30 protein-coding genes are annotated in these 25564 nt (G+C 36.2%); 16 read left to right on the plus strand and 14 right to left on the minus strand.

Translation table 11 applies throughout. The features are described from left to right. Positions 1-28: 28 nt before the first annotated feature. The 10 genes from trpD to LF886_RS16810 all read left to right on the plus strand — a co-directional run bounded on the left by trpD (position 29) and on the right by LF886_RS16810 (position 8235). Complete coding sequence (gene trpD, locus LF886_RS16765) at positions 29-1015, plus strand: anthranilate phosphoribosyltransferase (protein WP_236850735.1); 987 nt, start codon at positions 29-31, stop codon at positions 1013-1015. A 181-nt stretch (positions 1016-1196) separates the two neighbouring features. Then, on the plus strand, positions 1197-1976 hold the full coding sequence (trpC, locus tag LF886_RS16770) for an indole-3-glycerol phosphate synthase TrpC (protein WP_236850737.1): 780 nt from the start codon (positions 1197-1199) through the stop codon (positions 1974-1976). Positions 1977-1988: 12 nt separating this feature from the next. Then, positions 1989-2684: a phosphoribosylanthranilate isomerase gene (locus LF886_RS16775; protein WP_236850739.1), complete on the plus strand. Its 696-nt coding sequence runs from the start codon at positions 1989-1991 to the stop codon at positions 2682-2684. A 16-nt stretch (positions 2685-2700) separates the two neighbouring features. After that, entirely contained in the window at positions 2701-3213 is a 513-nt protein-coding gene (locus LF886_RS16780; RefSeq protein WP_109738125.1) for a hypothetical protein, read from the plus strand. Continuing rightward, positions 3210-3758 (plus strand): GNAT family N-acetyltransferase, encoded by a 549-nt coding sequence (locus LF886_RS16785; protein WP_236850741.1) that lies wholly within the window; start codon positions 3210-3212, stop codon positions 3756-3758. Before LF886_RS16780 ends, LF886_RS16785 begins: the two co-directional genes overlap by 4 nt. A gap of 4 nt (positions 3759-3762) precedes the next feature. Then, positions 3763-4947, plus strand: coding sequence for a tryptophan synthase subunit beta (gene trpB / locus LF886_RS16790; RefSeq protein ID WP_124536343.1), 1185 nt, complete (start codon positions 3763-3765; stop codon positions 4945-4947). A gap of 86 nt (positions 4948-5033) precedes the next feature. Then, on the plus strand, positions 5034-5768 hold the full coding sequence (trpA, locus tag LF886_RS16795) for a tryptophan synthase subunit alpha (protein WP_236850748.1): 735 nt from the start codon (positions 5034-5036) through the stop codon (positions 5766-5768). A gap of 31 nt (positions 5769-5799) precedes the next feature. After that, entirely contained in the window at positions 5800-6528 is a 729-nt protein-coding gene (gene lipB / locus LF886_RS16800; protein ID WP_236850750.1) for a lipoyl(octanoyl) transferase LipB, read from the plus strand. Positions 6529-6893: 365 nt separating this feature from the next. Next, the gene (locus LF886_RS16805; protein WP_236850752.1) at positions 6894-7853 is read left to right on the plus strand and encodes a protein-glutamine glutaminase; all 960 of its coding nucleotides are present in this window, start codon (positions 6894-6896) and stop codon (positions 7851-7853) included. 106 nt (positions 7854-7959) lie between these two features. Beyond that, positions 7960-8235 carry a hypothetical protein gene (locus tag LF886_RS16810; protein ID WP_236850753.1) on the plus strand — a complete coding sequence of 92 codons (276 nt, stop codon included), beginning with the start codon at positions 7960-7962 and terminating at the stop codon, positions 8233-8235. Between the two features lie 35 nt (positions 8236-8270). On the opposite strand, the gene LF886_RS16815 is transcribed toward LF886_RS16810, so the two are convergent. Further along, positions 8271-9023, minus strand: a complete 753-nt coding sequence (locus LF886_RS16815) for an SDR family oxidoreductase (protein ID WP_236850755.1) — start codon at positions 9021-9023, stop codon at positions 8271-8273. 260 nt (positions 9024-9283) lie between these two features. Here LF886_RS16815 and LF886_RS16820 point away from each other — a divergent pair, with 260 nt between their 5' ends. The 3 genes from LF886_RS16820 to LF886_RS16830 are packed head-to-tail and all read left to right on the plus strand — an operon-like array spanning position 9284 to position 10808. Then, complete coding sequence (locus LF886_RS16820) at positions 9284-9916, plus strand: NAD(P)H-dependent oxidoreductase (RefSeq protein WP_236850757.1); 633 nt, start codon at positions 9284-9286, stop codon at positions 9914-9916. A 31-nt stretch (positions 9917-9947) separates the two neighbouring features. Beyond that, on the plus strand, positions 9948-10382 hold the full coding sequence (locus LF886_RS16825; protein WP_109738121.1) for a MarR family winged helix-turn-helix transcriptional regulator: 435 nt from the start codon (positions 9948-9950) through the stop codon (positions 10380-10382). Continuing rightward, positions 10383-10808, plus strand: coding sequence for an organic hydroperoxide resistance protein (locus LF886_RS16830; RefSeq protein WP_103233745.1), 426 nt, complete (start codon positions 10383-10385; stop codon positions 10806-10808). A gap of 159 nt (positions 10809-10967) precedes the next feature. Here the strand turns inward: LF886_RS16830 and LF886_RS16835 are convergent, their stop codons facing one another. The 9 genes from LF886_RS16835 to LF886_RS16875 form a co-directional block, all read right to left on the minus strand. After that, entirely contained in the window at positions 10968-11603 is a 636-nt protein-coding gene (locus LF886_RS16835; protein ID WP_236850758.1) for a peptide deformylase, read from the minus strand. A 157-nt stretch (positions 11604-11760) separates the two neighbouring features. After that, positions 11761-12633 (minus strand): ChaN family lipoprotein, encoded by an 873-nt coding sequence (locus tag LF886_RS16840; protein WP_236850760.1) that lies wholly within the window; start codon positions 12631-12633, stop codon positions 11761-11763. A gap of 182 nt (positions 12634-12815) precedes the next feature. Continuing rightward, positions 12816-13844, minus strand: a complete 1029-nt coding sequence (locus LF886_RS16845) for a hemin-degrading factor (RefSeq protein ID WP_236850762.1) — start codon at positions 13842-13844, stop codon at positions 12816-12818. A 4-nt stretch (positions 13845-13848) separates the two neighbouring features. After that, positions 13849-14499, minus strand: a complete 651-nt coding sequence (locus LF886_RS16850; protein ID WP_236850764.1) for a class I SAM-dependent methyltransferase — start codon at positions 14497-14499, stop codon at positions 13849-13851. Positions 14500-14501: 2 nt separating this feature from the next. After that, positions 14502-15275, minus strand: coding sequence for a heme ABC transporter ATP-binding protein (locus LF886_RS16855; protein WP_236850766.1), 774 nt, complete (start codon positions 15273-15275; stop codon positions 14502-14504). Further along, positions 15275-16315, minus strand: a complete 1041-nt coding sequence (locus LF886_RS16860) for a FecCD family ABC transporter permease (RefSeq protein WP_152289601.1) — start codon at positions 16313-16315, stop codon at positions 15275-15277. Before LF886_RS16860 ends, LF886_RS16855 begins: the two co-directional genes overlap by 1 nt. Further along, positions 16299-17177, minus strand: coding sequence for a hemin ABC transporter substrate-binding protein (locus tag LF886_RS16865; protein ID WP_236850767.1), 879 nt, complete (start codon positions 17175-17177; stop codon positions 16299-16301). The genes LF886_RS16860 and LF886_RS16865 overlap by 17 nt, the downstream gene beginning before the upstream one ends. 21 nt (positions 17178-17198) lie before the next feature. Beyond that, entirely contained in the window at positions 17199-18314 is a 1116-nt protein-coding gene (locus LF886_RS16870) for an HmuY family protein (protein ID WP_236850768.1), read from the minus strand. 16 nt (positions 18315-18330) lie between these two features. Continuing rightward, a complete protein-coding gene (locus LF886_RS16875) occupies positions 18331-20436 on the minus strand; it encodes a TonB-dependent receptor plug domain-containing protein (protein ID WP_236850769.1) in 2106 nt (701 codons plus the stop codon). Positions 20437-20531: 95 nt separating this feature from the next. On the opposite strand from LF886_RS16875, the gene LF886_RS16880 reads away from it, so the two are divergent. Next, positions 20532-21338 (plus strand): T9SS-dependent choice-of-anchor J family protein, encoded by an 807-nt coding sequence (locus LF886_RS16880; protein ID WP_236850770.1) that lies wholly within the window; start codon positions 20532-20534, stop codon positions 21336-21338. Positions 21339-21533: 195 nt separating this feature from the next. After that, a complete protein-coding gene (locus tag LF886_RS16885) occupies positions 21534-22826 on the plus strand; it encodes a T9SS type A sorting domain-containing protein (RefSeq protein ID WP_236850771.1) in 1293 nt (430 codons plus the stop codon). Between the two features lie 158 nt (positions 22827-22984). On the opposite strand, the gene LF886_RS16890 is transcribed toward LF886_RS16885, so the two are convergent. From LF886_RS16890 to LF886_RS16905, 4 genes are all read right to left on the minus strand, one after another. Then, positions 22985-23275: a putative quinol monooxygenase gene (locus tag LF886_RS16890; protein ID WP_124536379.1), complete on the minus strand. Its 291-nt coding sequence runs from the start codon at positions 23273-23275 to the stop codon at positions 22985-22987. A gap of 88 nt (positions 23276-23363) precedes the next feature. Continuing rightward, the gene (locus LF886_RS16895; protein ID WP_236850772.1) at positions 23364-24251 is read right to left on the minus strand and encodes a sulfite exporter TauE/SafE family protein; all 888 of its coding nucleotides are present in this window, start codon (positions 24249-24251) and stop codon (positions 23364-23366) included. 1 nt (position 24252) lies between these two features. After that, positions 24253-24444 carry a hypothetical protein gene (locus LF886_RS16900; RefSeq protein WP_236850773.1) on the minus strand — a complete coding sequence of 64 codons (192 nt, stop codon included), beginning with the start codon at positions 24442-24444 and terminating at the stop codon, positions 24253-24255. 88 nt (positions 24445-24532) lie between these two features. Next, the gene (locus LF886_RS16905) at positions 24533-24940 is read right to left on the minus strand and encodes an RrF2 family transcriptional regulator (protein ID WP_103235005.1); all 408 of its coding nucleotides are present in this window, start codon (positions 24938-24940) and stop codon (positions 24533-24535) included. A 151-nt stretch (positions 24941-25091) separates the two neighbouring features. Between LF886_RS16905 and LF886_RS16910 the strand changes: the two genes are divergently transcribed. Then, on the plus strand, positions 25092-25520 hold the full coding sequence (locus LF886_RS16910; protein ID WP_236850774.1) for a DUF4268 domain-containing protein: 429 nt from the start codon (positions 25092-25094) through the stop codon (positions 25518-25520). Positions 25521-25564 lie beyond the last annotated feature (44 nt).

The raw sequence follows: 25564 nt of genomic DNA on the forward strand, positions 1-25564 counted from the left end.
CCCCTCAACAACAATAAAAACTCCCCAAATGAAAGAAATACTGCAATACCTGTTCAACCATAATACGCTTTCAAAATCAGAAGCCAAAGCGACCATGATTGAGATTGCACAGAATAAGTTCAATACCGCAGAGGTTACTGCTTTCATCAGTGTTTTCCTGATGCGGAATATTACCCTGAAAGAGGTGGAAGGCTTCAGAGAAGCTTTGTTACAGATGGCTGCCCCTGTAGATATTGATACCAGTGACGCTATTGATATTGTGGGAACCGGAGGTGACGGAAAAGATACCATCAATATATCAACATTGGCCAGCTTTGTGGTAGCCGGAGCCGGGCAGAAGGTAACAAAACATGGAAATTACGGAGCTTCTACCATTACAGGCTCATCCAATGTACTGGAAGAACTGGGATATCAGTTCAAAAACAGTTCGGAGCAGCTGAATGAAGATCTTGAAAGAGCCAATATCTGCTTTTTGCATGCTCCTTATTTTCATCCTGCTCTGCAATCGGTTGGGCTATTGAGAAAATCATTGGGATTAAGAACCTTCTTTAATCTTTTGGGACCATTAGTGAATCCTGCAAAACCTAAATATTCTATGATTGGAGTTTACAATCTGGAAATTGCAAGAATTTACCAGTATCTTCTTCAAAAAGAGGAACGTGAGTTTATTTTAGTGCATGGCTTGGATGGGTATGATGAGATAAGCCTTACCGATGACAGCAAAATCATTACAAAAAACGGTGAAGAAATCTATTCTGCAGAAGATTTAGGCTTCAATCCGGTAACGCTGGAAGATATTAAAGCAGGAAGCTCCATTCAGGAAACCGCAAAAATATTTATGAATATCCTGGAAGGAAAAGGGACAGAACAGCAAAATTCTGTGATCCTTGCCAATGCTTCAGTAGCCCTTTACAATACTCATAAATTTGGCACCTATGATGATTGTCTTTTCTTGGCTCAGGAAAGTCTGCAAAGTGGAAAAGCCTTGAATAGCTTTAACCTTTTGATTAATTAACCTTATTATTTTTTAACCGTTAAGAATTTTTAAGGGATGAAGAATAGTTAAGATCATAGCTAAAGCTATTTATTCAGCTATATCCTTTATTCTCCAACTTTGATGGAACTTAATTTATCTTATCATCTTAATATCCCTTAATGGTTTATAATTTTTATCATCTTATTAAATTCTGTATCAAATGACTATACTAGATAAGATTATTGAACGAAAAAAAGAAGAAATTGCTGCTGCAAAATCAAGCGTTTCTGTCAACCAATTAAAAGACTCTGATTTTTTTGGAAGAAAAACCTATTCTCTGAAAGAATCTATCAAAAATAAAAGCGGGATTATCGCTGAATTTAAAAGACAATCTCCTTCAAAAGGGATCATCAATAATAATGTTCAGCCCTTAGAAGTGGTTTCCGCTTACGAAAATTTTGGTGCCAGTGGAATTTCTATCCTAACTGACAGTGATTTTTTCGGAGGAAATTTCGATGATATTGTAAAAGTTAGGAATGAAATTAAAATTCCGATACTCCGAAAAGATTTCATGATAGATGAGTACCAGTTTTATGAAGCCAAAAGTATAGGAGCTGACGTTGTTTTACTGATCGCTTCCTGTCTTTCCCCCGCTCAGGTAGAGGAATTCACGGCACTTGCTCATGAACTGAAGATGGAAGTCTTACTGGAAATTCATACGGAAGAAGAACTGAAACATTTTAATTCAAAAATTGACCTTGTGGGAATCAATAACAGAAATCTTAAAGATTTCAAAGTTGACCTTCAGCATTCTGTTCAACTGAAAAATCTGCTTCCAAAAGACGTATTATCTGTTGCAGAAAGTGGTATTTACAACCTTGAAGATTTTAAATTTTTAAAAGAAAAAGGATTTGATGGTTTCCTGATGGGAGAATATTTCATGAAAAATACAGATCCAGCCAAAGCATTTGAAGATTTTTCATTACAAATTAACTCATAACAATCAACTACAATGAACCTGCAACTTACCCATGCTCTTTCCCCTCAACTCAAAGTCTGCGGCCTTACAAAACAGGACCAGATTCAAGAGCTGATTGCGATGAAGGTAGATTTTCTTGGCTTTATTTTCTATGAGAAATCGCTCAGATATGTTTTAAACCATCTAAGCCTGGAAGAAATTGCAAGTATTGACCATCATGGAAAAGTAGGTGTTTTTGTGAATGAAGAAACGGATACCATTACAAGAATTGTTCAAAAAGCAGGGTTGAATTTTGTTCAGCTTCACGGTGATGAAAATAATGATTTTATTATTGAATTAAGACAAAAACTGAATCCGGAAGTCGGGATCATAAAGGTGATAAGAATAGGAAATGACCTCTCTGAAAACAAAAATAAAATAACACAAACTTTCAGTCTGCAACCCGCAACCAATAGTCTACAGCCTATTTCCTATTACCTGTTTGATACTGACAGTAAAGCATTTGGTGGAACGGGAAAACAGTTTGACTGGACCTTATTGAATGAATTTGAGATTCCTCTCCCCTATTTTTTAAGCGGTGGAATTTCAGAAGATAATATCGGAGACATTGAAACCTTGAAACAACAGCCTTTTGCTTTGGATATCAATTCAAAATTTGAAACGGAGCCAGGAAACAAGAATATTGACAGGATAAAAAAGTTTAAAACTTTATACCAGCAAAATAGATAAAAAATAAAAACACACAATGATGAACATACATTTGCTAAAGAAGACATTTTATAAAACATTATTTCCACCCAAATTCGGAAATGAAAAAATCCAGAATCTGTATCACTTTGTTTCTCAAAATGACAGCAATATAGAACATTGGGAAGTCGGTGGATTATTGTCTAAATTCATTAGCACGATTAAAGATTTTGAAGAAAGTGACATCCAGTATTTTTTTGAGAGAATCAGCCTCTGGAACAGTTATTATCTGGTCATTATTTCTGATAAATTTTTAGAAAATCATGTAAGATCAGTGGTAAAATATGATTTAGGACTGATTTATGCTAAAATATTTCTGCTGTATGAAGATTCCGATCCTTATTATCTGATTGACAACCTGGAGATTGCAATCACCATGTATCAGTCAAAAATAGATAAAGCAACCTTGATTGATTTAATGCATAAAATAGAATTGTTATATTATAAAAAACTGATTACCAAGCAACAGTACGATTACCATCTCACATTTATTAATAGTTTAAACCCATGAAATATCAGATAAAAGAAAGCAAGGATTTACTAGAACGTGACATAGAGCATATCTTGCAACTTTGGGACGTTTCTGCCTGGAGTACTATGAAACCAGACTATTTCCGTACTTTTTTCAAAGATTCGGAATTTCATTTCCTGCTGGATACCGATGAAAATATACTGGCGGTTATGCGGCTGAATTTTGATTTTACCTTAAAAATATCGGATCATAATTATTCATTTGCAGAAGTTGTAGGACTTGTTTCCGCCTATGAAAAAAAGGGATATGGAGCCGCTTTGGTCCACAGTTTCAAAGAAAATGTCATTCAGAGAGCATTGGAAACAATTGGCTTTTGTCATTCTGATCTTCGACCTTTTTATGAAAAATGTTCTATCGAAATTCTTCATGACAAAGCTAAAATGATCAAAGAAAGTATCGATTCGGAATGGGTTGCCTCTGATGAAGATGATGATATTTTGATTTTTAATGCTTCACAGGAAAGAAAAGAACTGCTCAATCAGCTAAGCTTACAAAACAATGCTTATTTAATTACTAAAGAATAAAAAAATGAATTATAAAAACCCCGATGAAAACGGATATTATGGAGAGTTTGGAGGAGCCTTTATCCCCGAAATGCTCTATCCCAATGTAGAAGAATTACAAAAAAATTATCTTGAAATTATAGAGTCTGAAGAGTTTCAGGCTGAATATCAGGATTTGCTGAAAAACTATGTAGGTCGTGCTACACCATTATATTTTGCTAAAAATCTAAGTAATAAATATAAGACTCAGATTTACTTAAAACGGGAAGACCTCAACCATACCGGAGCTCATAAGATCAATAATGCACTGGGACAGGTTCTATTGGCAAAACGCCTCGGAAAAACAAGGATCATTGCGGAAACCGGAGCCGGACAACACGGCGTTGCCACTGCTACAGCCTGTGCTTTGCTTGGTTTGGAATGTATCGTCTATATGGGTGAAATTGATATCCAGAGACAAGCCCCGAATGTTGCAAGAATGAAAATGCTGGGTGCAGAAGTTATAGCCGCTACTTCAGGCTCAAAGACCCTTAAAGATGCAGTAAATGAAGCATTAAGAGACTGGATCAACAATCCTGTGACGACGCATTATGTGATTGGAAGCGTCGTAGGTCCTCACCCTTTCCCGGATCTTGTGGCAAGATTTCAGAGCATTATTTCAAAGGAGATCAAAGAACAGCTTAAGGAGAAAATCGGAAGAGAAAATCCTGATTATGTGATTGCCTGTGTAGGTGGAGGAAGCAATGCTGCCGGAACTTTCTATCATTTTGTAGAAGAAAAAGAAGTGAAAATCATTGCTGCCGAAGCCGGCGGTCTGGGAGTAGATTCAGGAAAATCTGCAGCGACTACATTTTTAGGAACTCTTGGAGTCCTTCATGGAAGTAAAAGTCTTGTGATGCAGACCGAAGATGGGCAGGTTATAGAACCTCATTCTATTTCTGCGGGACTGGATTATCCGGGAATCGGGCCTTTCCATGCGCATTTATTTCAGGAAAAAAGAGCAGAATTCTTTAGCATTAATGATGATGAAGCTTTAAAATGTGCTTTTGAACTGACCAAACTGGAAGGAATTATTCCTGCATTGGAAAGCTCTCATGCCCTTGCTGTTTTGGATAAGAAGAAATTTAATGAAAATGATGTTGTCGTCATTTGTCTGAGTGGCCGCGGAGATAAGGATATGGAAACATACCTCAAAGAAATCAGAAGTTAGATGCCAGAAATTAGTATAGCATTATCCAGGAAATAAAACTCTCTTCTAACTTCTCATCACTAATTTCTAACTTCTATAATAAAGAAATGAAAAAACTAAATATATACTTCACTGCAGGAATTCCACAACTGGAAGACACTGCTGATATTATAAAACTGATTCAGGATTCCGGAGCAGATATGATCGAAATCGGAATGCCTTATTCTGATCCAGTGGCAGACGGCCCGGTGATTCAGAAAGCTCACGAACTGGCTTTACAGAACGGAATGACTATTGAAAAGCTATTATCTCAATTAAAAACCATCAAAAACGAAATCAGAATTCCGATTATCCTGATGGGATATATCAACCCTGTATTGAGTTTCGGATTTGAAAAGTTCTGTGCGGCATGTTCCGAAAGTGGTGTTTCAGGATTAATTCTTCCTGACCTCCCTCCTATCGAGTTTGAGAAAAATTATCAGTCTATATTAAAGCAATATAATCTCAATTTCACCTTTCTGGTAACCCCGGAAACTTCCGATGAAAGAATGATATATCTGGATTCTTTAAGTTCAGGTTTTCTGTATGCAGTAAGCTCCTCTTCTACAACGGGGAATGAAAATGCGGTCTTAAAAAATGAAAACTACCTTTCCAGAGTAGCTTCTCTCCCACTTAAAAATCCAGTGATGATCGGATTCGGAATCAAGTCGAAAGAGGATTTTGAAAATGTAACGGAAAAAGCGGATGGCGGGATCATCGGAACAGCCTTTGTGAATATTTTACTTCAGGATAAAGACTGGAAGAAAAGTGCCATAGATTTTATCCATTCCATCAAAGGGTAAAATTCACTAAATTTGTATATCAAAAATTGAAATGAATACAAATCAGAATAAAGCAGTAGAATTTGAAGATTTAGGGATCAAAGAATATCAGCCTGCCTGGGATTACCAGGAACAACTGATGAAAAATATCATTGATACCAAAATAAAAAACAGGGATCTTCCCGAAGAACAGCATATTACGACTCCGAACCACCTTCTTTTTGTAGAACATCCCCATGTGTATACTTTGGGAAAAAGCGGACATGAAGAAAATATGCTTGCCGGTATGGATCAACTGAAAAAAATTGATGCCACTTTCGTAAAGGTAAACCGTGGTGGAGATATTACCTATCATGGCTACGGACAGGTTGTAGGCTATCCTATCCTGGACCTTGAAAACTTTTTTACGGATATTCATTTATATATGAGAAACCTGGAAGAAGTGATCATCAGAACCATTGCCGAGTATGGTCTTAAAGGAGAACGTTCTCCTGGAGAAACCGGAGTATGGCTGGATGTTGGTAAGCCTTATGCCCGAAAAATGTGTGCTATGGGAGTGAAAGCGTCCCGATGGGTAACCCTTCACGGTTTCGCATTGAATGTTAATACGGATATGCGCTATTTTGAATACATTATTCCATGTGGTATCAAAGATAAGCAGGTGACTTCTTTAAAAAGAGAGCTTGAAAGAGAACTGACACTGGAAGAAATGGAAGAATTAAAGGCAAAGATCAGAAAACATTTTGCAGACGTTTTCCAGGCAGAATTGATCTACAAATAGTCTGTATAAATAAGATATAACAATCATAAAAACCAGTTTCAATAGTTGAAACTGGTTTTTTAGTTTAAATTATTATAATGTTTGATAGGCCTACTTATACGCTCTCCATTTCGGAGGAATCAAGACCGTAAGAATCAAAAAAATCGATATTTTACAATTTCCTGTTTTTCCTGAATATCACTATCAAAATCATCAGGTTTTCCGCCATTTACAATATCATAAAATCAAAAATATAACAGAATAATGTATTTTTTGAAAAAAAAATCTTGCATATGTTTTAATTTTTATTACTTTTAATATCACAAAATAGTGAACTATTACAATTAAAAAGTTCACTTAAAACTAACCACCAAAATATAAAAACTATGAAAAAATTTCTGCTATCCATGATGGTATTTGTGACGATGATGTCATTCAATGCCTGCTCAGATTCAAGCGCCAACCAGGATCCGAATCTTGTAGCAAAAGAGTCTAACGAAACTGCTATGAAAGATTTCGGCAAGACCGTCCCGGTAGGGATCGAGAAAGAAGATGGAAAATTTAAAATCTCATTTATGGTTACTGCCCAGCCTTATGAAATTAAGGACAGTAAAGAAAATGCAGCTTATATTTCCATGATCAAAACGGCTGTTGAGAACGAAACACCTATTCATGTTTTCCTTAAAGCCAATACTAACGAAATTGCAAAAGTAGACAAAGCAACAGATGATGACATCCGTTATTTCAAATCTGTCTTCACCAAAGAAGTAAAAGAAGAAAACAGGAAAGCGGTAAGTGTTATTCCTAACCTGGCCACTTTAAACAGTCTGTTTGCTCAAATCAAAAATCAGGCTTGCGGAACTTCTACGGCATCTTCACCATGTATCACATTCAGATATCCTGTTGATGGCTGCTATGCAAGAGCCCACAAAATGAGACAAATATTACTGAATGCAGGTTACGACTGTGAAAAACAGTTTGTATATGGAAACCTGAGAGCTTCTACAGGAACTTGCTGTGTATCTTGGGTATATCACGTAGCAATATTGGTAAGCTTTAAGAATGCTTCAGGAGTTGTTGAGAAAAGAATCATAGATCCTTCATTATTCTCAAGCGGACCTGTAACTGATGCTGCATGGAGAGCTGCATGTACCAATACCAGCTGTGGATCTGCTTCTGTATCTTCTTTCGCCAATACGGCAGGAAATGTTTACTACAGAAGTCCGTCAGGGTCTTTACTGTATGATAACAATTATGTAAATACCAACTGTGTATTGAATATATTCTCATCCCTATCAGGATGTTCACCTTCTCCTGCACCTAGTGTAGCTAGCTGTGGATTTTAACTAATTTATATAGAGCTCCTGTATTTATTGTAATATATTGCAGGAGCTTTTTCACTTAATACTTTTCGTTATGAAACCCTGGTCCTATCTATTATTACTTTTTATTATGATCACATCTTGTTCCGGTAACTCCAGTTCACAGAATTTAACCTGGTATAACAATTCCACTATAACCAATATTACCGAAGATCCGGACAAACCTAACGAGGTTGTACGTGTTTCTATTGGCATAAGTGCTCAGGTTTTTTATCTTTCAAAAAAATCAACTGACTACAAAACTCTTCTGGAAAAAGCGACCCAAAGCTTTAAGAAAAGTAAAACATATGATATAGGCATTGAAAATAAAACCAATATCATCAAAGAGATTAAGGAGGTCAAATAATCTTTGATCCTCCTCAAAGTTTAAATGATCCGGCGTTATCTGATCACAGAAATCCCCGCATCTACTTTTATCTCAGCTCCATGAATATAGGAAGCTTCCTCTGAAGCAAGGAAAAGAACGACGTTGGCTATCTCTGACGGTTCTCCCTGTCTTTTGAAAGGAATTGTTGGAATAATATCATCAATGGCACTTTCAATCTGCTCAACGGTTAAACCTGTATTATTAAAAATATTGGTTTTAATATGTCCCGGGCTTACTCCATTCACACGAATACCACATTCTGTAAGCTCTACCGCAAAGGTTTTGATGAAAGACTGTACTGCTGATTTAGCTGCCGAATACACCGAAAAATTAGGCATTGCAATATCAGTTGCCACTGAAGTATTGAAAATAACAGAACTTCCTCTTTTCATCAATGGCAGCATCTGCTGAACGGTGAAAAAAGGTCCTTTTACCAGCACATTGAAAAGTTCATCAAACTGGTTTTCATCTACATATTCCACGGGTACAAATTTTCCGTATCCTGCATTGGCAAAGACCAGATCAATATGTTCAGTATATCTTTTGACTTCCTGTTGCAGCTTTATCAAGTTTTTCATATTTCCTGCATTGGATACAATTCCAGAAGCCTTCTCTCCTAGTTTTTCCAAAGCCAGATTCACAGTTTCTTCACTTCTTCCTGTGATAATCACAGATCCACCTTCTTCAATGAATTTTTGAGCGGTTGCCAAGCCCATTCCATTGGTTCCTCCCGTAATTAAAGCGGTTTTGTTTTTAAATCTTTGCATTGTTTTTAGTTTAAAATTCTATAGCAAAGATTGGAATAGCAGTGCTTTTAAAAAATCCGAATCGTGTGGAAATGAGTTAAGGCAAATTCGTTTTTTCTCTTGCCTATTTTAGTTCATCAATAATCGCCATCAATAAAATCTTTCAAAATTAAATTGCTTACAATTTAATTTATCATATATTTGCATAGTTAATTTACTTCAAAAAATTAAAATTGAAGTTCAGTAAACACCAAGTAGTTTAATTTAAAAACAAAAGAGAAATGTCATTAATAGAAAATCTAAACTGGAGACACGCTGTAAAAGCTTATGATCCCAACAAAAAAATTTCACAAGAAGACCTTAATATTATTTTAGAATCAGCAAGGCTGGCTCCTACTTCATCAGGTTTACAACCATTCAGAATTATCGTAGTAGAAAACCAGGAGCTGAAGGATAAAATGGTAGCCGGAGCTTTGAACCCTGAAGTGATGAGAGATTCTTCTCACGTTTTGGTTTTTGCAGCATGGGACAGCTATTCTAATGAAAAAATTGACAAAGTTTACGATTATCATACTGACGTAAGAGACCTTCCAAGAGGACGTTTCGGAAGCTATACCGATAAAATCAAAGAAATGTACAGCGCGCAGTCTGCAGAAGAGCATTTTGCACACACTGCCCGCCAGACGTATATTGCTTTGGGTATTGCTCTTGCACAGGCTGCAGAGCTTAAAATCGACAGTACTCCGGCAGAAGGTTTTAGCAACGCTGTAGTGGATGAAGTATTGGGATTAAAAGAATTAGGACTAAAAAGTGTAAGTCTTTTATACCTTGGATACCGTGATGAAGCTAATGACTGGCTATCTTCTATGAAAAAAGTCAGAATTCCAATGGATGAATTTATCATAAAAAAGTAATACCTTCATCGAATCTTTCGTACTCAAACTTATGGAAAATCCGAAAACACCCAAATTAGAAAACCAGATCTGTTTTCCGTTGTATGTAATTGCTAAAGAGATTACAGGGCTTTATCGTCCTTTTCTTGATGAGCTCGACATTACATATCCGCAGTACCTTGTGATGATGATATTATGGGACGGTGACGGTCTGACGGTATCTCATATTGGAGAAAGGCTATTTCTGGATAGTGGCACTTTAACTCCTCTTCTCAAAAGACTGGAAACCAAAGGATTCATCATCAGAAAACGTAAAAAAGAAGACGAAAGAGTGGTTGAAGTATTTTTAGATGAAGCTGGCAAAAAACTTCGTGAAAGGGCTTGTGAAATTCCTGGAAAAATCCAGAAAAAAATTGATATACAGCCTGAAGAGCTTTTACAACTTAAAGAAACAGTTTTAAAAATCTTAAACAAAATAGAAAAATAAATGAAAACATTATATACAACCCAGGTTACTGCTCAAGGTGGCAGAAACGGACATGTGAAAAGTGAAAACGGAGTATTGGATCTTGAAGTAAGAATGCCTAAAGCTCTTGGAGGAGCAAATGATGATTTTGCCAATCCTGAAATGCTTTTTGCAGCCGGATATTCTGCATGCTTCGATAGTGCGCTGAACAGAGTAATCAGTCTTTCTAAAGTAAAGACGGGAGAAACTACAGTAACGGCACAGGTAAGCATTGGCCAACTTGAAAATGGTGGTTTCGGACTGGCTGCAGAGCTTGATGTGAACATCCCTGGAGTTTCTATTGAAGAGGCACAGGAGTTGACAGAAAAGGCACACCAGATCTGTCCTTATTCTAATGCTACCAGAAATAATATTGAGGTGAAGTTATCAGTAACTAACAACGACTAATCCAATTTTTTTAAGCATAGTTATAACGAAAGGAGCTGTTTCCATGGAAACAGCTCCTTTTTATTTTTTATTTTCCCACAGATTTCGCAGATGCGCACAGATGATTATGTTTATTGTAAATGATTGGAAAATTTCACATTCATAATTTATTACTCATCATTATCTTCTATCTTTCATCAAATCGCTTTTCTGATAGGCATCTACCTTTTTGTAAGAGTTGTTTTTTTCTTTTTCTTTTTTGTCGGAAATCAGGATTCCGGAAAGGTGGTCGATCTCATGCTGGAAAATAACGGCTGTAAATCCTTCCACTATTTCTGTATATTTCTGTCCTTTCAAATCCACATATTCCAGCTGGATCACTTTACTTCTATAGAACTGATCTCTAAAATCAGGAATAGATAAATCTCCTTCAGGACCAAGGTTCTGCAAATCGGAACGCCAGACAATTACCGGATTGATAAAATATTCCAATGGAGTTCCTTCTTTGTCAAAACGCTGCACCCAAATAATTTTTCTGTTGATTCCCACCTGAGGGGCCGCAATTCCTACTCCACCATCTGTTGAAAGAAGAGATTCTTTCATTCTTTTTACCAAAACAGCGGTATTCGGGTCAAGAGGATCGGCTTCCGAAGAAATACTCAGCAATGTTTTATGCTGATTGTTATCTGTCGTCTGATAGATTGGCAGCGCAGTATTTGCATCTCCTTGATTAATAATTGAAAGCTCATTAGAAGTGAGTTTCTGGGCATTCATTAAGCCTATAAAAAGGATCAGCAGGATGGGTAATTTCTTCATGTTTTTTGAATGTAGTACAAAGGTAAATATTGTAGAATAAAAATGATTATTTATCCATAAATTTTAAGTTTTGGCTAAAGCCATTGGAATTTTGTTATAAAAATAAAACGGGCTAAAGCCCGTTCCTATTGATTTTTTCACTCTAACAGTTGAAGGTTTAAAAGGTCTTTGTCATATCTCCCGGAATAATCAGATTAAAATCTGTTGGGATATAATCTTTGGCGGGTACTTTCAACTCAGTATCATCTGATTCAAAAACTGAGATGACGGCCATTTTCAGGTTAGGGTTTTTCTGTTTGATATACCAGTAAATTCCACCAAATTCTTTGCTGTGGTAGTTTCCATTGTAGTGAATGAACATTTTTCCTGCCTGATAGTTTTTCAGAATAGATTCAGCCATGGTAGCATCTTTTGTAGCCTGGGCTGAAATAAAATTCATCACTTTTGTTCCTTCAGCATGGTCACCCATCATCTTTTTCATCTCCTGATATCCCGGAGTGTCCAAAGTAACTTTGATAGGCAGCTGAGCAATGTACGTTTTCTCTTTTTCGCTTAATTTGTTCAAAGATTCAAGACCTTCTTTAGCGGTTTGAGATGCATATCTTCTTGGAATATTGGTTGCAATGAAGTTCAGTTTTTTATCTTTAGCAAAATCTACCAAAGGTTTGTAATCTGTACTATAATTGTTCCATAAACGAGCGGAATCTTTTAATGTTTTAGCGTCAAACTTTCCGTTTAAATATTGATCCAGCTGGGCCTGATTGTCTCTTTCAAACATTTCTGCTCCTAGAATAAGCTGCCCGTTCTTTTTTGCAAAGAGAGCTTCTGTTATTTTAAGCTGAAGCCAGTGGTTGATAGAGCTGTTATGATTTTCACCAAAAAAAACTACATCATAATCTGCCAGTTCTTTCACCAGCTTATCCGTCTTTACCTCCTTTCCTTTTTTATCATAAAATTGATACGCTTTAAAGTCCTGTGCCTTTAATGAGCAGAAACCTGCCAGCAGTATCGCGATGAAAATATTTTTCATTTTATTTTATATTTAAACACAAATTACACAAATATTTGGCTTTCTCTGAATTATAATAGTGAATTCGTTCATTTACAAATCTGCCTTTTTACTTTCTTCATCCACTATCTGCCAAAATCTGAAATAAAAAAGACCGCTTTGAATTTTACAAACAAAACGGTCTCATTCAAATTATCTAATTATTACTTTTCTAATGATGCTACAAGATCCTTCCACTCCTGAAGTTCAGGAATTCCAGGTTTTCTTTTTCCGAAGAACTGAACGATAAAGTCTCCTTCATTGTTGAATACTTCGATAGCTGTTACTTCTCCATCTTCTGTTGGTTTTTTCACGATCCATGCTTCTGCAATTTTCGTCACATCCAGGTGTAAGTTGAAATCCGGGTCCATTACGTTGAACCATTGCTGATGCCAAAGTGTTTTCTTTACATTTCCTGTATGGATCTGGATAATTCCTCTGTTTCCTACGAAAACCATGATTGGAGTATTCTTTTCAGAGGCATCTTCAAGGATGTTTACCACTTTAGCATTATCAATTTTCTTAGCAAATCCTTCCGGTGCCAATCTTAATGCCTGTGTTCTGCTTACACCATATTTTCTGGTCATCATGAAGAAATCATGTGTATCTTTTAATTCTGTCCATGCTTTTTTGAAACCTTCCACATCAATTTCCGAATCTGCTTTTTCAGCCTGTTTTGGAGCTACTGCTTCAAAAGTAAGTGCCTGATTCTGATCTTCTGCTTTAAATTTTTCTACAATGGCATCGAAAGCTGCTTCGTTACTATCTTTAGTCAAATAAATCTTGTGAAGCGCCAAACCGTCTTTTCCGAAAAACTGAAGGCTTTTCTTATCTCCTTCCGCTACTGCAAAAGCAAATTTCCAGTGGTTAAGGAAAATTCTAAGATCAATATCTTCACCCACAAAAAGCTGTGCATGAGGACTGCTGAAATCTCCGTTCAGGTACGTTCCTTTTCTTTCATGAACACATTCTTCATTACGGGTAAGAGCCATTACCTTTCCTAATTTTTCAGCTTCAGTAAGGATTCCCGGGAAATCTGGGTTCAGGGAAGTTACTCCTTCTCCAATGCTTGTTGCCAATAATTCTGCTTCACTTACTTCTAATTGTGCTGCTGCATTTCTTATTCTTATATGTGGATTTTCTGCTTTCAGAGCCTCCCATTTTTCCTTTAAATCATTAACTAATATGCTCATTATTTTACTTTTTTATGGTTAAAATTGTATAAATTCTTTGTATTGTTTCGTTTCCTGTTTTACTTTTTATTTCTTCTTCTTTTTCAGAAGTTTTCATTCTTTGAAAATGACTTTTGGAAATCAGTTCTTCCATTTCACTGTTGCTGTACAAGGTAAAATCAAATTCTGTAAAGGGTAGTTTTTCCATGAAATCCCTCTGTCCGAATGTAAGAACGAAGGTTCCGTCATCTTTCAGAACTCTGTAGATTTCATTTAAGAACTCCACTGGATTTTCCCAAAAATACACGGTATTCACTGTAAATATTTTATCGAAAATCCTATCCTGAAAAGGGAGCTTTTTTCCTTCATACAATATAAATTCTGCCTGATTTTCGAATTCTTTATTCAGTCTTTTGGCTTCATTATGCATGGTTTCGGAAATATCAATTCCCGTATATTTCAGGTTCTTTGCGAGACTCATGATGCTTTTCAAATGTCCGGCATTTCCGTGTCCTATTTCAAGAATTTGCTGATCGTCATCTATCACAAGTGTTCTGATACTTTCTAACGTCATACTGATGTTAGTGGCATTCATCATTTCACCGATCTCAATGCCTTTTTCCCCTTCTGGGTTGGCGAGATTCTGTGCGAGGATTTTGAGTTCTTCTTTTTCCATGGTTATCCAAAAATGATCATTGGGTTATTCGTAATAGGGTGGTCACAGATGGTACAGGGAAAGTTATAGGCATTGCTGATATTTTCTGCTGTAAAAACTTCCTGTGGAGTCCCATAGGCAGAAACCTGCCCTGCTTTCATTAATAAAATCTTATCTGCAAATTGTGCAGCAAGGTTCAGATCATGCAAAACAACAATAGCACTGTTGGCTTTTTTGGTAAAGTTTTTTATAATTTCCAACGCCTTATACTGATGTTTTATATCCAAATTATTCAAAGGTTCATCCAGAAAAACCAGCTTATGGGCAATATCGTTTTCAAGCTGCGCCATTACCCTCGATAAGTGTACACGTTGCTTTTCGCCCCCTGAAAGTGTATTGTATTCTCTTTCTTTAAGATGAAAAATATCTGTTTCGTACATCATATTGTTCATGGCTTCAAGATCTTCTTTTCCGGGTTGGGCATCAAAATACGGATACCTTCCCATCATAATCACATCTTTTACCTCAAGAGGAATATCATTGCTGTTATGCTGTGAGAACTTTGCTTTGTGTTTTGAAAGTTCTTTTATATTCCAATCTTTAATAGGCTTATCTTTAAACAAGACTTTGTTATTACCGGATTTCACCTCATCTGCCAAAACGCTCAGAAGACTTGATTTCCCAGCTCCGTTAGGACCTACAATGGCTAAAAATTCACCATATTCCAAAGAGACATCTACCCCATCCAGAATACGGAATTCTTTATGTTTATAATTTATCTGGTGTGCCTTGATCATTACAGTGATTTTTTAAATTTTACCAAAATAGCGATGAAAATAGGACCTCCCATTAAGGCTGTCAAAATTCCGATCGGCAATTCTGACGGTGCCACAATACTTCTGCTGAAGGTATCTGCTGTCAGCAACAAAATGCTTCCACACATTGCTGATAATGGCAAAATAAAAGCATAATTGGATTTGAATAAAAGTCTTAAAATATAAGGTACAATAAGACCTACAAAACCAATTGTTCCTGAAAATGCCACACAGCTTCCCACCATTAAAGCTACAATAATAATAATCTGCCTTTTCAGTGTTTCCACATTGATTCCCAGGTGTTGTGCATCTTTTTCTCCCAACATCATCGCATTCAACGCTTTTCCTTTAGGCAGTAAAATAATGAAAGCAATAACCAGAACAATGGCCAGGATAATATTCTTTGTCCATGTTGCTGCTGCTAAACTTCCCAAGTTCCAAAAAGTAAGATCCCTGAGTTGTTCATCTTTTGAGATGTAAATCAAAAATCCGGTTATTGAAAAACCGATCGCCGTTATTGCCACTCCGGTTAGCAGCATCATGACTACATTGGTCTTTCCTCCGTTTGTTGATATTTTATATACCAGCATCATTGATAAAAAAGAACCTATAAAAGCCGAGATTCCTACCAGTGAAAACTGTACTGCTTCAGGAAGATATTCTTTAAAATGCCCTCCTAAAACAATTGCAATTGCTGCCAGCAGGGTTGCTCCTGATGTAAGTCCTATTAAATCTCCCGTCGCCAAAGGATTCTTGAAAAGCCCCTGAAGACTTGTTCCTGAAACCGACAACATACTTCCTACTAAGATGGCCATAATAATTCTGGCTGCTCTTACGTCCCAAATCACATATTTATCACTCAATGATAAATGGGTGTCTCCTTTTATAAATTGCCACAGAACCATGAATGGAGATTTTCCTCCAAAATCATAGACTCCTGTATTAAGTGACAGTACTGCTATAATAGCAAGCAGTACCGCACTTATAATAAGATAAAAGTATAGTTTACTTTGTGCTTTCAATTAAAAGTTTGTTTAATCCTACTGCTGCTTCTCCTACTCTCGGTCCAAAACCTGAAACTAAACCTCCGTCCATTGCGATAATTTTCTTATTCTTACCTGCGTTGGTTTGAGATACGCCCGGCATTTTTAGCGCTCCTTCATTTCCTCCTGCTCCCTGCAGGCCAGTTTCGAAGAAGAACAATACATCGGGATTAGCTTTTACAACTGCTTCAGGAGTCAATGGTTTGAAATCTTCAAAATCAGTTACAGCATTTTCTCCACCTGCAAGGGTGATCAATGAAGCCATTGGTGTATTTTTACCGCTAACCATCAACATATTTCCTCTTGCATAGATGAACAATACTTTTGGCTTTTTAGCAATGGGTTGTACCTGCTTCAGATCAGCATCAATTTTATCATTTAATTTCTGATAATTCGTATTTCCGATAGCTTTTGCTACTTGTTCTATGAGTTTTTTGGTTCCTTCAACCGTGTATTCCTGTTTGAAAACCTCAGTCTGAATACCTGAAGATTTGATTTTCCCCATCAATTCCGGGTTGATATCTTTATCCGAAGCTAAAATTAATGTCGGAGAGACCGCCATGATTGGCTCAATGGTCATTGATCTCATGTGACCCAAATCTTTTGCTGTAGCTTTTAAGCTTGCAGGATAAGTACTGGTAACATCTGTTGCAACGATTTCCTTTTCGTGGCCTAGAGCACTTACGATTTCAGTAATCCCACCGTTTAATGTTACAATTTTATTGTTGGTTTTTGGTGCTTCAGAAGTAGCTTCTGTTGTATTTTCTTTTGCGGCTCCTTCTGCTTTTTTGCAAGAGTATACTGCTACAAGAACAGAGGCTGCAAGGATGAATTTTTTCATGATATACTATTATTTGATTATTTATAAAGGTTCGAATTCAAAATTGGTGTATCCACGGTCTCCTTTCGTATTCTTCATGGTATTGAACCTCAATTTGAAATAGAAACCTTCAGCATCTTTTAATACAAAGAAACGGTCTGCATACACAAAAGGAACCGGGTTGGAAGCTGTACCTGTAGTTGTTCTCCATTTATCTCCGATCGCTCTCTGATCATTGAACACAAATTTTGCGGGCTCAACATCTTTTAACTTAAATGCACCATATGCAGCATCTAAACTTCCCGTAACACTTACCTGATAAGCTCCTACTCCATTAAGTGTATTTGTTGTTACAAAATCAGCATAAAAATAACTTCCTGCACTGGTTGTAGGCCCCATGAATACTTCATTGGTAAATGTTGTGAATGCTAAATCCCAGCTCTTTTTCTTAGGCTGAATCTTTACCGGAGTTCCTGTTTTCAGGTTGAAGAATGTAAAGTTGTACTCTGTATCTTTGGTAATGATATATTCTTTGATATCTGTTCCTGTTGCATTCAAATCTGCATAACGGATTTTATATCCATTCTGAGCTCTCAGGATTTGAATTTTTTTCCATCCTCTAGGATCACTGGATAATGAAACAGAACCAGCTCCAATGTTTGATGAAGAAGGTATTTCTCTCCCAAGATTGATAAGATAAATAGGGTTTTCAGCATCATTTTCTTTTATGGCATCAATCCCGGAAGTCTGAGTTAAGAAATTTCCGTTCGGGTTGTCAACATATTTCATGTTTGCAGCATCAAATGTTCCCACCTGAGCGGTTTCTTTCAAGCTTGCCACATCAGATTCTTTTACCTTGCTGATATCTGTAGCATTGGGTATTTTAACTACGGTCATAGCAATAGATCCATTCAAAGTAACCCTGTATGCATCACCGCTATAAAAACCAAGATCCCAAGCTGTTCTGCTGTTGACAGCCGGATTAGTATAGTCACTTAAATCGATCCAAACCTGATTAGGCTCAGTAGGGCCTCCGATTTTTACATTGACTTCAGATCCTGTCATAGGAGGAACCGGAACCGGATCTTCATCTGCAGAAAGACAAGACTGCGTGGCCACCATGATAGAAAGAATAGAAAATATTTTTAAATACTTCATAATAGTAACTTATTATTTAAAATTGAAACATTAATCGGGCAAAATAGCTTCTGCCGTAGTATAAATTCACAAAACCATTCGCTGCTGTATGGGCTGTTCCGGCAACTGCAGTAGAGTTTAATCGTGTTACATCAAATATATTTTTCACCCCTGCAGAAATTTCAAAATGTTTATTCCAGAAAGGCTGGCTCACAATGAAATCCATCATATGAAAACTGTCTATCTTTCCAAGGCGGAAATCATTGCCTCCGTCTGATACATACAGTCTGTCCGGACCTGTGAATTTGTAATAAAGGGAAAAGTTGGTATCGGTACTTTTCAGTTTGTAGGTTGCTGATGCTCCTGCCTGTACCAAGTACTGGAAATCTGTAGGGGAAGAAGATTTTAAATCATTCAAAGATACAGATGTTCCGCTTACAGACCCTCTTAAAGATAAAGCAAACTGATCTTTTCTAAAATCTACATTAGCTGAAACCAATAGATTCTTAAAGTTATTAAAATTCATGTATTTATAGGTTGACGGTTCTTTTACCATCACCATTTCAATCCTGTCACGCACATCAAGATATAACGCATCTACTCCGTAAGCGATTTTCCAGTTATTTTCAGCAGCAAAATTCTGATTCCAGAAAAGTCCTGCTGAGAATCCTTTTTCAGGATTTAGGTCAGGATTTCCCTGCACATCATGATTGATATTTACAAAATACGTATATAACTCTTCATATTTAGGGAAACGGTTTGCAGATCCTACGACTGCTCTAAGGTTTGAATTCTCAGAAGTTTTATATCTGGCAGATAAAGAGTAGTTGTATTGATTATTAAAGTTCTCGCTCAAAGAAAGTCTTACTCCCGGTCTTAAGGAGAATTTGTCTGAAACATTCCATTCTGCAGAAAGGAAATTGGAATACGTAAATATCTTTCTTTTTACTGCTTCACTAAAGAAGTCTCCTGCAATCAATGCAGCATATCCGTTAGTATAGTCTAATTCATATCCTAACTGGAAGTCAAAAACTTTACTATCCAGAAAATTACTGAACATCCCTCTTGAATAGATAACATCTGTTTTATAATAAGATCGTTCTTCCTGTCTGCTTTTCACATTTCTGTTCGGAATATCATAATTGTAGTCAGAAAATTTTCTATCCTGATTCTGATAGGAGAAATCTCCCATATAACGGATGTGCCCCAAATTGGTTTGAATATTGAATTGGTGAACCCAGCGGTCTGTATTGTACTTTCTGTCTCTACTTTCATAGGCTACTCCACCCAATCCATCATTAAGAGGATTTCTGTTGACTTCCGGATTGTAGAAGTTGAATTTTTCATTCAGATAAGACAGTTTATAAAAGAATGTCGTTTTATTTTTTGTATATCTTAATAATGCAGAAGCGTCATACTGATCTTTCGGGTTCCATTCATATCCTCTTTGGTTATCCTGTCCGAAGTATTTATAACCTTTGCTCTCTCCTTCATATCCCATAAACTGGTTATGGTTGAAATTGATGCTTGCAAACCATTCATTATTGATATTGTAATCCACATTCAAATTCTGAATATGTCTTCCGTTTCCTCTTTTCTTAAGATCATACTGGTCTCTTACCGTTTCCTCCTGCAATGAGCCTCTTACACTGACCTTTTTTGAGCTGCTTTTCTTTGTAATAATGTTGATTACTCCGGCCACTGCGCCATTTCCGTATTCAACACCCATACTTCCTTTTACAATCTCAATTCTCTCTATATTGCTTAAAGCAATTTTGGTAAGGTCAATATTACTTCCCAATCCTGTGTCCCCTACTACTGGGATATTGTCTATAAGGATCTTTACATAGTCACCATTAAGTCCCATTATTTTGGCGGTAGAATTCCCTGAGCGTGAATCTGGAGTAATCTGTATATTAAGACTTTGATTTAAAACCTCGGCAACATTGGTTGCTGCCATATTTTTAATCTGCTCGGCATCAATAACGTCAACCTTATAGATAGATTTGTTGATGGACTGCTGCATATACTGTCCTGTGATAACAACTTCTTCAATTTTCTTTTGATTAAGAGAATCCTTTTCTTGTGCATTCATCCAGAAAGCCACGGATAATGATAGAACGGAAAGCACTTTCTTCTTCATAAGGGTACAAATTTTCGACAAATATAAAACTTTATTTAGAATCATTAAAAATAAATGTATATTTTTGTGGAATAATTCTAAATAAAAATAATCTCATGAAATTAAAATTACTTTTAGGAACTCTGATGCTTACAGCCGCTACTGCAAACGCTCAGCTGTCTAACATCAATGAAAATTTTAATAATTTTACCATTGGGAACACTACTTTTCCACAGTCTGGATGGTCTGCCATCGTTGCCCCTATAACAGGTGAATTTCCTCCTGTACCTCCAAGAATGATTGTAGCCGGAGATACTAACAGAGCTGTTCAATCTTATGCAGGAAATAACGCTACGGGAACATCTTACCTGATTACTCCACAAATTGAAGCCCCTACAGGAAATAAAACATTAACTTTTGATACAACATTAGTTGTTCAGTCTCCAGGTACGGGAACAATCCAGATAGGTGTGGCATCCAACCCGGCAGATATGGCAACATTTGTAGCTGTAGGAAGCCCAATAAGTGTGACTACGATTGGAACGATTCAGAATGTAAGTGTGAATATTCCTGCTTCTACAGGATCATATATTGTATTTAAATTTACACCAACAACTTCACACACTGCGATCCAGGTTGATAATGTTGTTTATAATACTACTTCTTCTTTAGGGGTATCTGATCATAATAAGTCAACAGAAAATTTCAGATTTGCATTAAACTCTGATCAGTCTGCATTAGAATTTATTGTAAAAAAGGATCCTAAGAATATCCAAATCTATTCTGCTGCCGGGAACAAAGTAGCTGAAGGAAAGCTTAACGGACAAAGATTTGAAATCAATACACTTCAGACCGGAGTATATTTCATGAATATTGAAACTGCAGAAGGAAAATTGATCCAATCAAAATTCATCAAAAAATAAGGTTTATTAGACTATTATTTGCCTTTATAAAGCCGGCAGGATTACTCCTGCCGGCTTTTTCATACTCTTATTTTATCTTTTCAAAGCCATCATTAAAATAAAAACACGATAAAAATCATGTTTTTATTTAGAATCATTAAAAATAATTATATACTTTTGTGGAATCATTCTAAATAAGGATTTAAAAAATAAGTTATGAAAACAAAACTATTATTGGCTTCAGTATTGGCATTGACTGTTCAGCAGACTGTTTTAGCACAAACTGACGCATTGGGATACTCACAGGTAAATATGACAATGGGGAGTGGATACCAAAACCGAGTATTCGTAAACCTTGCAGATGGTAATATGATTTCTCAACCTGCCAATAGCTGGGATATAGCTTTTTATAGAAACTCAAACTTTGCATTCGGATCAAGAATAAATGATGCAAAAGATATAGAAGTATACACTGCTTCTACCAACTTAGCAGACTGGGATAATATCAATATCAACAATCTGTCTTCTTGGGGAGCCCCTCTTTATAACCCAGACCAGACGACTGACTGGAGCCAGGGAGCTTTTGAACAAGGCCCTGTAACATCTCCAAATCCCAACATTCCTTCAACAGGATGGGGAGTTTACAACCCTTTGAATCACCATATTGAAGGGAAAGCAATTTTTGTTTTAAAATATCCTTCAGGAGCTTATGTTAAACTTGCGATCGAAGATGCTTTTGCAGGATATACATTCAGATATTCAAAATGGAACGGTACATCATGGGGAGCTACAGAAACAAGAACAATCGCTAATGGAACGGATGATTCTTATTTCAATTATTTCTCATTTGACACAGGCGCAAAAGTTCCTAGTTTAGAGCCATCCAAAACAGCATGGGATTTTGTATTTACCAAATATTATACTTTCTACATGGGCGTACAGATGTATCCACTTTCAGGAGCAATCCAAAGCCCGAATGTAAAAGTGGCAATGGTACAACCTGAAACGCAGGGAACGGCAGCTTATACAATACCTGCAAGTGCAAGTTTTGCATCAGCTATTACAACAGTAGGACACTCCTGGAAAGGTATCGGAACAGTGAAAAATGATGTTGTATACTATATCAAAAAAGGAAGTGATTACTATAGAATGTACTTCACTACAAACGGTGGGGCAACTACAGGAAATATGTATTTCAAATACAAAAAAATAACGGAGACTTTAGGAATTACTGAAGTAGGGAAAAAAGCATCTTTCGGGATCTATCCTAACCCAACGACAGCTGATAAAAAAGTAACCGTTCTTTTTGATGTTAAAGAAAAATCGGGGAACAAAGGAAATATCGAGGTATATGACCTTACCGGAAAAAAAGTATACTCTGCTGAGCTTACCAATCAGGCAGGATTCTACAAACAGGATTTGAATCTTTCTACGCTTACATCAGGGAATTACCTTGTTAAAATTACTTACGGAGATCAATCGGAAACGAAAAAGCTTATCGTAAAATAAGATATTTTTATTTTAATACTTTCTATTTTTTCTAATAAAAGGGCGGTTTCAATGCTATGAAACCGCCCTTTATTTTTTTAATAATTAAAGATTTTAAAAAAAAGACTTAGGAATTATCCCTAAAACAAATAGCTGTGCAGCATTCGTAAATCTTTCAATTAATATATTTTAAATCCTTTATACACTTCTGCTGAGCTTTCCAACATTTTGGAAGCATCTCTGCGGAAATCTAAAAGGTGGTCCTCACCGTTATGTCTGTTGTGGTGTTCAACGCTTTCCCAAAGCTCGATCAGGAAGAAAGTTCCTTTATTATCTTTATCCTCAATAAGGTCATACTGCAGACAGCCTTCTTCTTTTCTTGTTTCTTTCACAAGCTTCTGAAACAGCTCTACGGCATCCATCAGATAATTTTCATTAAACTTAAAAAGTGCAATGATATGTAAATTCATGTTCTAATATTTAGTGATGTAAAAGTAAAATATTTTCAAAACCGAATATCTTTTTAAGGCCTTTATTTTTCCAAACCATGCATGATTTTTAATTTAAAACTGATTTATAAATAGTTATAGAACTCATTACGATCACCAGTGTTCCGATAATCACAAACATTTTCTTAACGGGAAGCTTTGCAGTAAGCATCGCTGAAAAAGGTGCTGTGATAATTCCGCCTATTAAAAGCCCAAGAATGATATTCCAGTGCTGGATTCCCAGAGTAAAGAAAAAGGTAACAGCAGCTGTTATGGTAAGGATAAATTTGGCTACGGTAGAACTTCCTACAGCGAATCTAGGGGTAAAAGCATTTTTAATTAACGTTCCGGTTACCAAAGGTCCCCATCCTCCACCGGCAAAAGAGTCTATAAATCCTCCTATCACTCCCAGTCTTGTCAGATTGGTCTTTCTTTTCAATGCCTTACTTTGTTTTTCTTTAAAAGCATTCGAAAGAATCTGAATCCCGAGGTATAAAGTATAAAAAGCAATCAATGTTTTGGTGATCTTTGCATAATATTCTCCAAGGTAAGTAAGACTTACGGCTCCAATAACAGCCCCAATAACTGCCGGCACAGCCAGTTTCTTCACCAAACTCTTACTCACATTTTTCAACCTGATATGGCTGATGCTTCCCGCGGCTGTCGTAAAGCTTTCTGCAGAATGAATACTTGCACTCACAATATGCGGCGGAATATTCAGAAGCATAAGGGTGGTTGTACAGATGACTCCGTATCCCATGCCCATTGATCCTGCAACAATTTCTGCAAAAACTCCTACCAGAAGCATCCAGTAAAAAATGTAATTATCTTTTGCTAAAATGCCCAGGAGTTCATCCAGATATCCCAGTTCATACATTGAAAAAACACCAATCGATATCGTGACAGCCGTCACAAAAAGGACATTAAGCCTTATTTGAATTTTTCTAGAAATCACCATATTACACAGTCGTTTTAATACCTATTATCTTATTATCAGTATCTTTGATATTAAAAACACATGATGATTGTTCGTATTTCTCACCTCTGAGTACAGAATTCTTTTCAGATACAGTATAATCAGCTAGCAGATGTACTGCAGGAATGAAAGATGTAAGCTTTTGTGATGGGTGTGCTTCTTCTTTTGAAATCATAATTTATTCATTTGAAGTCATGCAAATATCTGATAAAAATATTTATCCTACAAAATAAGTAGACTATTAATTCAAAAAAAGGATCAGGTCAGTCGACCAGATCCATTAAAGTTTTACTTTCCAGAATATTCAGTGAAGCATCCCGAACCTCTATCAAAACATCGTGAAGCCCGCAGTGATCTTCATTACAGTCTTCACATTTTTCATAGAAATTCAGACTTACACAAGGAAGCATGGCAATAGGTCCGTTTACAAGACGAATAATTTTGGCCAGTTTCACATTTTCAGGATTTTCTTTTAAAAAATATCCTCCACCCTTTCCTTTTTTACTGTCAAGAATGTCTGCCTTTTTCAATTCGAGCAGAATATTTTCCAAAAACTTTAAAGGAATTCTTTTGTGTTCCGCAATTTCAGAAATAAGAATCGGACCTTCATTTCTTTTTTCTACAAGATATGAAAGTGCCTTAAACGCATATTGAGATTTTTTTGAAAGCATTACAGCAAAAGTAAGAAAATTGTTTAATATTTGAAAAAACGTGGAAGAATGAAATTGTAAAGAGTAAAAGTGGAAATTTATGCATCCGTAATTTTACGGTTTTCAATACCACATTTTTGCCTTTCTCCTATTAAATCATTATGTTTGCCATATGTTCAGTAAACAAGAGGCACAGCAATTAAAAAAAGAATTTTGGACCGCTTTTGGAAGATCATTTCCCAGAAAATGGATTCTTTATGATACCAAAATCAAGGACATGGCATTTAAATTTTCTGCCGACAATAAAAAAGCAGAGGTTTCTCTTGATATCGAAATGAAAGACGAAATCTTCAGAAATGCTTACTATGAAAAGATCTGGTCACTGGAAGATATTTTAAAAGATTTTATCGGAGATTTTCAGAAAGATGAACACTTCATCCTTGAAAACGGCAAGATTATCAGCAGAATATGGATAGAAAAACACAATGTTTCTATATTTAACAAAAATACCTGGCAAGAAATTTTTGAATTTTTTATCGACAAAATGGACGGTTTTGAGAGGTTTTACTACGAATATGAGGATTTTATAAAGGATATATAATATACCTACGAAATAAATACTATTTTACGCTTCAAGCTAAGATA

This window comes from Chryseobacterium sp. MEBOG07, assembly GCF_021869745.1.
Classification (GTDB): Bacteria; Bacteroidota; Bacteroidia; order Flavobacteriales; family Weeksellaceae; genus Chryseobacterium; species Chryseobacterium viscerum.